9 protein-coding genes are annotated in these 10,478 nt (G+C 68.7%); 2 read left to right on the forward strand and 7 right to left on the reverse strand.

Annotation, left to right across the window (positions count from 1 at the left end; genetic code table 11):
- Positions 1-92 precede the first annotated feature (92 nt).
- Positions 93-566, forward strand: a complete 474-nt coding sequence (gene greA / locus C4313_RS09860; RefSeq protein ID WP_352429693.1) for a transcription elongation factor GreA — start codon at positions 93-95, stop codon at positions 564-566.
- A gap of 76 nt (positions 567-642) precedes the next feature.
- On the opposite strand, the gene murJ is transcribed toward greA, so the two are convergent.
- On the reverse strand, positions 643-2,217 hold the full coding sequence (gene murJ, locus C4313_RS09865; protein ID WP_352429694.1) for a murein biosynthesis integral membrane protein MurJ: 1,575 nt from the start codon (positions 2,215-2,217) through the stop codon (positions 643-645).
- A 193-nt stretch (positions 2,218-2,410) separates the two neighbouring features.
- Here murJ and C4313_RS09870 point away from each other — a divergent pair, with 193 nt between their 5' ends.
- Positions 2,411-3,322, forward strand: a complete 912-nt coding sequence (locus C4313_RS09870) for a sensor histidine kinase (protein WP_352429695.1) — start codon at positions 2,411-2,413, stop codon at positions 3,320-3,322.
- A 63-nt stretch (positions 3,323-3,385) separates the two neighbouring features.
- On the opposite strand, the gene speD is transcribed toward C4313_RS09870, so the two are convergent.
- From speD to C4313_RS09900, 6 genes are all read right to left on the reverse strand, one after another.
- Positions 3,386-4,909: an adenosylmethionine decarboxylase gene (gene speD / locus C4313_RS09875; RefSeq protein WP_352429696.1), complete on the reverse strand. Its 1,524-nt coding sequence runs from the start codon at positions 4,907-4,909 to the stop codon at positions 3,386-3,388.
- A gap of 286 nt (positions 4,910-5,195) precedes the next feature.
- Positions 5,196-6,182: a sugar phosphate nucleotidyltransferase gene (locus tag C4313_RS09880; protein ID WP_352429697.1), complete on the reverse strand. Its 987-nt coding sequence runs from the start codon at positions 6,180-6,182 to the stop codon at positions 5,196-5,198.
- Positions 6,183-6,420: 238 nt separating this feature from the next.
- A complete protein-coding gene (locus tag C4313_RS09885; protein WP_352429701.1) occupies positions 6,421-7,215 on the reverse strand; it encodes a carbohydrate ABC transporter permease in 795 nt (264 codons plus the stop codon).
- Positions 7,216-7,257: 42 nt separating this feature from the next.
- Positions 7,258-8,166 (reverse strand): carbohydrate ABC transporter permease, encoded by a 909-nt coding sequence (locus C4313_RS09890; protein WP_352429698.1) that lies wholly within the window; start codon positions 8,164-8,166, stop codon positions 7,258-7,260.
- Between the two features lie 62 nt (positions 8,167-8,228).
- Entirely contained in the window at positions 8,229-9,491 is a 1,263-nt protein-coding gene (locus tag C4313_RS09895; RefSeq protein WP_352429699.1) for an ABC transporter substrate-binding protein, read from the reverse strand.
- Positions 9,488-10,478 (reverse strand): LacI family DNA-binding transcriptional regulator (locus tag C4313_RS09900; RefSeq protein ID WP_352429700.1); only part of this gene is annotated, 991 nt, incomplete at its 5' end. The genes C4313_RS09895 and C4313_RS09900, both read right to left, overlap by 4 nt.

Here is a 10,478-nt window from a genome sequence, read left to right on the forward strand (position 1 = left end):
GGTCGGCTCGCCGTCCCCCCGCTTCGAGCGTGGGGCCTCGTCTTTGCGCACCGGGGCGGCTGGATCTGCAGGACCTTCAGGAGGTTGTCCGGATGGCGGCCGTCGGACCGATCTACTTGACGCCCGAAGGCAAGCGCCAACTGGAGGAGGAACTGGAATACCTGCGCACCGTCAAGCGCCGGGAGATCGCCGAGCGCCTGCGCTTCGCCATCCAGCAGGGCGATCTCTCGGAGAACGCAGACTACCATGCTGCCAAGGAGGAACAGGCCTTCATCGAGGGCCGGATCCGGATGCTGGAGGCCCTCCTCAACAACGCCGTGCTCATCGAAGTCCAGCCCTCGACGGACGGCCGGGTGCGCCTGGGCTCGCGGGTCACCATCGCGGAGGACGGCGGCGCGCCGGAGACCTATATCCTGGTGGGGCCGGCGGAGGCCGATCCCACCCAAGGGCGGATCTCGTATGAATCCCCGTTGGGCCAGGCCTTGCTGGGCCGGGCACCGGGGGAGGTGGTGACGGTCCAGGCCCCGGCCGGCGTTCTGACCTTCCGCATCCTCTCCGTGGAATGAGGCCCGCCCGGCCCCGGCGGGCCACCTCGTCTTCTCCTGCTCCTCCCGCACCTTTCCGCGGCGCATCCCTTGGAAATCATCGGGCCGGTGAGGGGCGTCCGCGCGGCGCGCGGCTGAGCAGGACCAGGGTGCCGCCATAGAGTAGGAGGCCGGCGCTGCCGGCGGCCAGGAGGCGCAGGGCCTCCAGCCCCTGGGAGGCGGCCGCCCCGGGCAGCCGGTCCTGCAGGAGGGCCAACCCCAGGGCCATCACCGTCGCGGCCAGGAACACCCGCAAGGCCAGCCGGCCCAGGCCGTAGGCCCCCATGGGCCCGATCTGCCGCCACAGCATGATCCCCATGATCGTGGCGTGGGCCGCCCATTGCACCGAGTTGGCCACTGCCAGGTCCGTGACCTGCAGCGGGCGGAAGAGCGTGGGGGCCAGGGCGGCCGCGAGGTAGATCCCCACGTTGCACAGCAACCCCACCGCCGCGGGGGTGAAGGTGTCTTGCCGCGCGTAAAAGGCGAAGACCAGCGGCTGGTCCACCGCAGCGAAGATCAGGCCGGGGAGATAGCCCCGCAGCACCCCCGCCACCACTGCGGTGTCCGCGGCGGTGAAGCGGCCGTGTTGGAACAGGAGGCCGATGACCGGCTCGGCCAGCACGTAGAGGCCGAAGGCGGCGGGGACGATGAGGACCAGGACCATCCGCAGCCCGGTGGCCAGGGTGGACCGGAAGGGCTCCAGGTCTCCGTCGCCCCGGCGGGCCTCGGCGCTCAGCCGGGAGAGGCGGGGCAGGATGGCCACCGAGATGGCGGTGACCACCAGGCCGAGGGGGAACTGGACGAGGGTGGTGGCGTAGCGCATCCAGGCGATGCTGTTGGGGCCGGTGCGGGAGGCCAGGTGGTAACTCAGCAGGATGGCGATCTGGTTGACGGCCAGCCCGAAGACCACGGGTAGGTAAAGGAGCAGGATGCGGCGGAGGGCCGGGTGATAGAGAGCCGGCCGCGGCCAGAGGTCCCGCAGGGCCGGCAGTTGCAGCAGGACCTGGAGGACGGCCCCGGCGACCATCCCCAAGGCCAGGGCGGTCACCCCCAGCCGTCGGCCGAGCAGCAAAGCCGCCCCAACCATGGCGGCGTTGAAGGCGGCGGCCGTGAAGGCCGGCAGGGTGAACCGCTGGAAGGCCTGGAGGAGCCCGCTGATCACCCCCGCCGTCGCGATGAACCAGACCGCTGGGATTGTCAGGCGCAGCAGCCGCGCGGTCAGGGCCAGCAGCTCTGGATCGAGGCCGCCGGCCAACAGCCAGGCCACCGGCCGGGCCCCGAGGGCCACCAGCACCACCGCCAGGGCCATCACCGTCCACGTCCACACCAAGACAGCGCCTGCCAGCCGGCGGAGCTCCGACGTCCGATCGGCGTATTCGCGGAACACCGGCACGATGGCCGAACTGACCATCCCGCCGATCAGCAGGTCGTAGAGCTGGACGGGCACGACGGCGGCCGCCTCGAAGGCGCTCAAGGGGCCGCTGGAGCCGAAGAGGTTGCTCTTGACCGTCTCCCGGAGCAGGCCGATGAGGCGGCTGGCGACGTTGCCGATGGCGATGATGGTCGCGTCGTGGGCCAGGCGCATCGCCTCGGCTTCCCCGAAGGAAAGCCACCCGATCCGAAGGCGCCGCATCCCTGGCGCTCCCCGTTCCGTCGAAGGATCCAAGAAAACCTCTCGCCCCCGGCGGGGGCGGGCCCCCCCATTTTAGGCCACTGCCCGGCGAATCGAAACCCTTGCCCTTCCCCACATCCTCCGGGCGGATGGTTGTTTCTCTTCAACATCTGCTACAATAGAAGAGACTCCCTGGCAGACAGGGGGCTTTTCGATGGGGCACCCGCATCAGACGCCGGACGAATGGCTTGCCCGCCTGGAGCATCAGGTCCTCTCGGCCCTCCGGGAGCTTCGGGGGCTGTATGAGCAGGAGCGCTCCCGCCGCGAGGAGGCGGAGCGGCTCTCCCGGCGGCTGAGAGATCTGGACGAGATGAAAACCGCCTTCGTCGCCCGGGTGAGTTCCGAACTGCGCCAGCCTCTGAGCCTGGTCATCGGTTTCCTGGAGGCAGCCCTGGTCCAAGCCCCCGTGGAGGCGGAGGCCCGGAAATCCATCGAGGCCGCGTTGCGCAGCGCCTACCGCATCGTGGACTACCTGGCTCCCCTCTCCGCCTTCGCCGAGCTCCAGCGCCACCCCCTCGCCTTCGCGGAGCCGGTCCCGTTGGGTGCCCTCGTCCAGGATCTGATCCGAGCGCTGGAGCCTCGCCTCGCAGCGGGATCCTTCCGGGTCCAGGCCGCCTTGGATCCGGAGGCCGCTGGGACCGCCGTCGACGGGCCGTATGTTTCTTACATCTTGCGTATGCTGCTGGAGTTCCTGCTCCATCTCGCCCGGGAGGGCGACGCGATCGAGATCGGAGGGCGGGTCTGTGAGCCGATCCTGGTGGTGGAACTGGTGGACCGCGGGCTGGCGCTCCCGGCGGAGGTGCTGGCTCGGTGGAACGAGGGCATCTCGGAGGATGTGTCCCCTCCGTCGGGCCGGCTGGGGCCGGACCCCATGGCCATGGGCCTGGGGATCGCCAAGCGGGCGGCCCAGACCCTCGGGGGGGATCTCTTCATCCGCGCCGAGGAGGCGGGAGGGACGGTCTTCAGCGTCTTGCTGCCCACCCGGCCGCTGGACGTGGAGGACCAGATCGCCATCCTCCATCGGGCCATCGAGGCGTTGACGGCCAAGGGGAGGAAAGGCGCCTGAGGGGGGGCGCCTGTGCCCTGGAGGAAGGGGGCGGATCCCAGACCCGCCCCCTTCCCCATCGGCTCACACACTCAGGGGCAGCGAAGGGGTCCGCAGGGAAGAGGCCTCGGCCTCCGGGGGAGGGGCGGGGAGGACCATCAGCGGCCCCAGCCCCCGTTCCAGCGTGATCTGGGCCGACTCGGCCGGCTGCAGGTAGGCCTTAAGTTCCTCGATGATCACCTCCGGGTCCGCCTCCCCGCAGGTGAACACATCCACCGCCACGTAGGCATATTCCGGCCAGGCGTGCAAGGAGATGTGGGACTCCGCCAGCAGCACCAGCGCCGAGAACCCGTCAGGGACGAAGCGGTGGATCTTCATGTTGAGCAGGGTGGCCCCGGCCTTGCGCGTGGCGTGCTCCAGCACCTGCTTGAGCCGCCGCAGGGGCTCCCGGTTCTGGCACTTCCAGAACTCCGCGATGATGTGCCGGCCCAGGGTGAGGGAGGTTGGAAAGGGGGTGGGGGCCGGCGTCATCACCGAGGCCGTGAGGGCCTGATCCACGTCCGGGCTCCGCCACACCTTGTCGATGGCGTCCTCGTCCTCATACAGTTCCCGCCCCCCCTCGATCACGTAATCCTCTGGCGGCTGGAACTCCGGCAGGGTCTCCACCCGGAAGAAGGTGGAGCGGTACCACGGGGTCGGCGACGGACGGGCGAAGGGCGGCAGGCCCGGGATCGGCTGCTCGTCGGGCTCCTCCCAGTTGGCGTAGAGGCTGAAGTCCGGCAGGATGTGGGTGAAGGCGATGGCGTGCCGGGTCAGCAGTTCCCGCTGCCAGACGTGCCACTTGGCGATGTTGGATTCGATACGGGTGATCCCGAAGTAGCCCGCGTGGCCCTCCCCCCGCTTGAGGCCCATGAAGCCCTTGTCCAAGAAAAGGAGGAGGCCGTGCTCGGTCTCCGTGGGATCGGTGAGGAAGGCGTCGAAGCGGCCCAGGAGCTCGGGGGGAAGGCGCTCGGTGAGGCTGCGGCAATAGACGGTGATGTTCAGGCCGGCCCGGCGGGCGGCCTGTTCGATGAAGGCACACAGCCGCTGGTCGATCTCGATCACCACGACCGAGCGGGGTAACCCGGTCAGGGCCAGGGCCAGGCTGGCCAGGTCATCGTCGCCCAGCACCAGGATCTCCTTGTCCTCCACGTCGCCTTGGGCAACCATGAGGGCCACCCGGCGCAGCACCGAGTCGGTGGTCTGGTAGCCCTGGTCGTAGGCCGCAAGGGGCTCCGGACGGCCCTGGACCAGCGCCTCATACCGCTGGGCCACCTCTCGGAGGAAGCCCAGATCCACCCCGGTTCCTTGGCAGGACCGGCACCGGGGATCGGGGGCCACGGTGACGCCCAGGTCGCGGGCCAGGGCGTGGCCGCTCTCTGTCAGCTGCAGGCGCTTCCCGTCGAAAGCCAAGGCCCCCGCCGCCAGCAGTTGCCGGATCCCTTCGACCACCCGTGGGAAGGGCAGCCCGGCGGTGCCGGCGGCCTGCCAGGGGTCCTCCTCCCGCAGGATGGCGCGCAGGAGCCGGGCCAGCTCCGGGCGCCCGAGGGTCAGCATCCCCCCCGCCATGCTTCACCTCCTTTCCCCGGAATGTGGTCGACGCCTCCCGGCGTCGTTTCAGGAGCGGCTCCGCTCGCACCGCCCCCTACAAAGCAAATAGGCAGCACGGGTTCCGCACCCGGCACCATCGGCGGAGGTCCGACGCATGCCAAAAGCCGGAACGGCTGCCTATTTGATTGCCCATTCAGCGAAGAAAGGTCCGAACCATCCACGGCCGGCGTTCGGAGGGAACGCCCTGGCCGCAAATTCATATTATAACCCCAAGGGCCCCTCTTTACAAGTCGGGGCCCAGCCCTCAGGTGAAGTCGATGCTGGAGGAGTCGCCGACGTTGAAGCGACGGAACCGGCCGCCCACGTAGGCGTCGCGGCCGATGAGGGAGCCCTCCAGGATGGCGTTGACGATGCGCGCCCCGCTGTCCACGATGGAGTCCCGGATGATAGCGTTTTCGATGAAGCAGCCGTCGGCGATGGTGGCGTAGGGGCCGATCACGGCGTGGCGGACGTGGGCGGAGGGGGAGATGAAGACCGGCGGGAGGATAACCACCCCCTCCCGCTGGGCCTCCCGGGAGTTGTCGTGGCCGTGGGCGAGCAGATAGCGGTTGGTCTCCAGGACCGCCTCCGGGGTCCCGCAATCCACCCAGACGTTCACCTCGCGGACCCGCAGGCGCTGGCCGTATTCCAGGAAGACGTTCAGGGCGTCGGTCAGGAAGTATTCCCCGCGCGTCCGGATCCCCCGGGCCATCAGTTCCTCGCAGGCCTTCACCAGCAAGGGGCCGTTGCGGATGTAATACATCCCGATCACCGCCAGGCGGTTCTCCATGCTGGTGGGCTTCTCGACGAAGCGGGTGACATACCCTCGGGCGTCCAGTTCCACCACTCCGAAGCGGCGCGGGTCCTCCACCTCTTTGACGAAGGCGACCCCGTCGGCGTCCATCTGATCCAGGTCCCGCAGGTCGGCCTCGAAGAGGGTGTCAGCGAAGAGGATGACGATGGGCCCATCGATGTGGTCGCGGGCCAGCCACAGGGCGTGGGCCTGGCCGAGCAGTTCCTTCTGCTCCACGTAACGGGCCGGCAGCCGGTAGGTGGTGTCCACATAGTGCTGGATCTGCTCCCCCAGGTAGCCGACGATGAAGATGTATTCCTCCGGGTTCAGGGCGGCCAGCCGCTCCAGGACGTAGCCCAGGAACGGCTTGCCGGCCACGTTGATCAGGGGCTTGGGCTTGCTGTAGGTGTGCGGCCGCAGGCGGGTGCCGAACCCGGCGACCGGGATCACGGCTTTCATAGGGCCTCCTCCGGGCGATGGGCTTCTCCTCCCATCATAGCCCAGAGGGCCCGAAGGGCGGAACCGGCCGACGGCCTCAGGCCCCCAGCAGCGCGCGCAGGGCCCGTAACCGCGTCGCTGCTTTGGTGACGCGGAAGAAGGCCTCGTCCCCTTTGATCACCTGCCACCTCGCCGCCGAAGGCCGTGGCGGTGATGGGCAGCACCCGGCGGTTTCTCCTTGTCGGAGGCCCCGCGTCTTTCACCTCAACGTCCAGCCGATCAGGCCACGGATGTAGTAGCGCTGGAGCAGGGCGAAGACCAGGATCGGCACGCCCATGGTGAGGATCGAGGCAGCGGTCAGGGTCCCCCAGTCGATATGGTATTGCCCCCGCAGGAGGGGGATGCGCTGGGTGGCCACCAGTTTGTCCGGGTCGTAGATCAGGATGAGGGCCATGAAGAAATCGTTCCAGGCCCAGGTCAGTTGCAGGGCGGCCGCGGAGGCCAGGCCAGGCAGGCTCAGGGGCAGGATGATCCGCAGGAAGATCTGGAAGCGGCTCGCCCCGTACAGGCTGGCTGCCTCCTCGATCTCCGGCGGGAGGGTCGAGAAATAGTTGCGCAGGAAGAGGATCACCCAGGGGAGGGCCCAGGCGGTGTGCACCAGGATCAGGCCGAGGTAGTGGTTAATGAGCCCCAGGTCCCGCATCAGGCGGAAGAGGGGCACGGCCACCATCTGCTGGGGGACAGCCATGAGCAGCACGATCAGGAGGAAGAGGGGATCCCGGATGGGCACCTCCACCCGCAGGAAGGCGTAGGCGGCCATGGCCCCCAGGAACAGCGGCAGGAGGGTGGAGGGGATCACCACCAGCAGGGAGTTGCGGATCCCCTGCCCGATGGGGGCGGTGGGGTGGTTCCACGCCTTGAGGAAGTTCTCCCAGGACACGGTGAACGAGGAGAATTGCCACCAGCCGTGGATGAGTTCGCTCTGGGGCCGTAGGGCGCTCATCAGGATCCCCACGAAGGGGATGATCCAGATCAGGCCCGCCCCCCAGGCCACGAGGTTCAATCCGAGCCTCCGTCCGCGGCGCCCCATGGCCCCTCACTCCGCCGAACGCATCGTCCGCACAAACCAGAGGCCGACGATCAGGGTGAGGAGGGTGAGCAGGGTGGCCACCGCTGCCGCTTGGGGGAAGGCCAGGGCCTGGAAGGCGTAAAGATACATCTGGAGGGCGAGGACCATGGTGGCCCCGCCCGGCCCCCCCAGGGTGGCGGTGTAGACCAGGTCAAAGATTTTCAGTTCCCAGAGGATGGTCATGGCCACGATGACGGTGGTGACCGGCCGCAGGCTGGGGAGGGTGATATACCAGAACTGCTGAAGCGGGCCGGCCCCGTCCACAGCCGCCGCCTCATAGTAGTCCCGGGGGATGGTGGACAGCCTGGCGCTGTAAAGGATCATGCTGAAGCCTGTCCAGAGCCAGACGGAGCCCAGGATCAGGGCCAGCAACGCTGTCTCCGGATACGCCGTCCAGCTCCGCCCCAAGGCCGTGAGGCCGATGGCCCGCATGAGGGCCGGGAGGATCCCCGCGTTCTCATCAAACAAGAACCGGACGATCACCCCGCCGACGATCATGGGGGTGACCATCCCCAGGAAGATGATCGACTGGATCAGGGTGGCCCCCCGCGCCCGCTCCAGCAGCACGGCCAGCAGCAGCCCCAGACCCACCGTAAGGGGGAGATGGAGCAGGATCCAGACGGCGTTGTGGACCAGGGAGCCCCACGGAGGCGGCCCCGGCGGGAAGCCCGTGAGGTTGAAGGTCTCCGGATCCGAGAGGACCTCGGCGAAGTTCCGCAGGCCGACGAAGGCCCCCCGCTTGTCGGTGAAACTCAGGGCGATGGTCTCGACGGCCGGCCGGATGATCAGGCCGGCGATCAGCAGGAGGGCGGGGCCCGTGAAGGCCAGGAAGGCCCCCCAGCGCCGCATCCACCGTCGGATCCGTCCGCCCCGCATTGTCCCCCCTCTCCCCGTGGGGGGCAGGCGGAGGGCCGCCTGCCCCCCCGAACGCCGCGCGCTCATCGAGCGGGGAACTCCGCGTCCAGACGCCGGAGGACATTGTCCAGCATCTGGGGTCGGACCCACAGGAGCTTCATCTGGTCCCAGAACAGGCTCTGCCACTTCCCGCCCACCGCGTCGTCCAGGTCGGGCACCGTGGGCTGCTCCACCTTGGCCAGGGCCTCCGCCAGGGCCCGGTCGGCGGGCGGATAGACCTCCGGCGAGACGTCCTTGCGGCTGGCCAGTTTGCCGCCCTGCTGGGCCCGGAGCACCATCCCCTCTTTGCTGATCATGAAGGCGATGAGTTGCTTGGCGGCCTCGACGTGTTCGCTGTATTTGGGGATGAAGGCCCAGTCCGTGCCGCCCACCACGCCCCGGGTGCCGGGCAGCGGGAAGACCCCCAGGTCGTTGGGATCCTTCACCATCCCTGTCAGCCAGTTCCCCATGAAGAACAGGCCGTACTCCTCGTTCCACCACAAGTCGATGGCCTGGGTCCATTCCACCGGGTCGCTGAAATACTTGCCCAGCAGGGGCACCAGCCGCTCGGCGAAGATGGCGCGGATCTTGGGGTCAGTGAACTTCACCTTCCCGGCGATGAGGTCCTGCTGGAGCGCGGGCCCGCCGAAGGCGATCAGGAAATGCTCCGCGATGTCGCCCACCGGCCAGCCCACCCCGTCCCCGGTGATGATGGGCTTCTTGATCCCCGGGATAGCGGCGATCTTGTCCAGGAGGGCCAGGAACTCCTCCCAGGTGGTGGGCGGCTGCAGGTTGTGCTTCTGGAAGAAGGACTTCTTATACCAGAACCCCGGCTTGACCCAGAGGACGTAGGGGACGGCGTAGATCCGGCCGTCGACAGGGGTGGGCTGCAGCACGAAGGCGCCGGCCTCCTTCTGCCATAGGTCCGTCAGGTCGACGGCGTGGTCCTTGTTCTCCCGGATCCACCACTCCCACATGAAGATCACGTCACCGGGGGCCTGTTTGGCCTCGAATTGGGGAGGCAGGACCTTGGCGAGGTCCTCCGCCCGGTAGATCCGGTAGCGGATCTGGAGGCCCAGTTTCTGCTTGGCGGCCTTCAAGACGGGGACGAACTGGTCCATCTCCGCCCCGGCCCACGGGCCGATGACCGTGAGGGTGGGGATCACCTTGGTGACCTCCACCGTCTTCTCGACCGGCTTCTCCACCACCCGGGTCTCCACGATGCGCTCCGGGGTGGGGGTGGCGGCCGGCACGCAGGCGCCCAGCAGCAGCATCAGGGGGATCCATGCCGAACCGATCCGCTTCATGGCTCACCTCCTGCGCCGCAGGATTGACGGATGACCAGCCCGGTGGCCAGCCGGATCTGCGCCATGGGAGGCCGGCCCTCCCGCATCCATTGGAGTAACAGCCGCCCTGCCTCTTGCCCCAGAGCCTCCGCCGGCAAATGCACCGTGGTCAAATGGGGATCCACATAGGCGGCCAGGGGGACGTCGTCGAAGCCCACCAGGGCCACGTCCTCGGGGACCCGCAGGCCGCGCCGCCGCAGGGCCTGCAGCGCCCCGAAGGCCACCACGTCGCTGGCCACGAACACCGCCGTGGGCGGGTCGGGAAGCGCCAGGAGCCGCTCCATCGCGGCCGCCCCGCTCGCCGGGGTGAAGGCCCCGAAGGCCACCCGGCGCTCGTCGTAGGGCACGCCGGCCTCCTCCAGGGCCTGCCGATAGCCCTGCCAGCGCTCGTAACTGGCCGTGTAGGAGAGCGGCGCGTTGGTGATCAGCCCGATCCGCCGGTGGCCCAGGGTCAGCAGATGGCGGGTGGCCCTGGCGGCCGCCTCCACGTTGTCCACGTCCACCGAGGGGAGGTCGCTGCCCGCCAGGTGGCCCAACAGGACCACCGGGGCTTCCCGCGCCCAGCGGTCCAGCCAGGGCCGATCCTCGAAGCGCGGCCCGGAGAGGATCAGCCCATCCACGCGGCGCTCCTGCCGCAAGATCCGCGTGGCTTCAGGGGGGTGGTCGGGAGCGAGGGGAAAAACCAACAGATGCAGCCCCTCCTCCCGCAGCACCTGACTCAGCCCGCGCAGCACCTCGGGGAGGAAGGCGTCGGCGAAAACCTGATCCGGGGTCTGGCGGAGGACGAGGGCGATGACATCCGAACGGCCGCGGACCAAATGACGGGCCCCGGCATGCGGCCGGTAGTTCAACTGGGCCGCCGCCGTCAGCACCCGCGCCCGGGTCGCTGCGCTGATAAGCGGCCTTGTCAAGAGGATCCATGGAAATTGGGAGCGGACTGGCGAAAGC

Origin of the sequence: Thermoflexus sp. (assembly GCF_040289485.1) — a bacterium.
In the GTDB taxonomy this organism is placed as follows: Bacteria; Chloroflexota; Anaerolineae; order Thermoflexales; family Thermoflexaceae; genus Thermoflexus.

Excerpts from the sequence above, each read along its gene's own strand:
- C4313_RS09880 (WP_352429697.1), bottom strand. The coding sequence starts at position 6,182 with ATGAAAGCCGTGATCCCGGTCGCCGGGTTCGGCACCCGCCTGCGGCCG.
- murJ (WP_352429694.1), bottom strand. The coding sequence starts at position 2,217 with ATGCGGCGCCTTCGGATCGGGTGGCTTTCCTTCGGGGAAGCCGAGGCG.
- greA (WP_352429693.1), top strand. The coding sequence starts at position 93 with ATGGCGGCCGTCGGACCGATCTACTTGACGCCCGAAGGCAAGCGCCAA.
- speD (WP_352429696.1), bottom strand. The coding sequence starts at position 4,909 with ATGGCGGGGGGGATGCTGACCCTCGGGCGCCCGGAGCTGGCCCGGCTC.
- C4313_RS09895 (WP_352429699.1), bottom strand. The coding sequence starts at position 9,491 with ATGAAGCGGATCGGTTCGGCATGGATCCCCCTGATGCTGCTGCTGGGC.
- C4313_RS09870 (WP_352429695.1), top strand. The coding sequence starts at position 2,411 with ATGGGGCACCCGCATCAGACGCCGGACGAATGGCTTGCCCGCCTGGAG.
- C4313_RS09890 (WP_352429698.1), bottom strand. The coding sequence starts at position 8,166 with ATGCGGGGCGGACGGATCCGACGGTGGATGCGGCGCTGGGGGGCCTTC.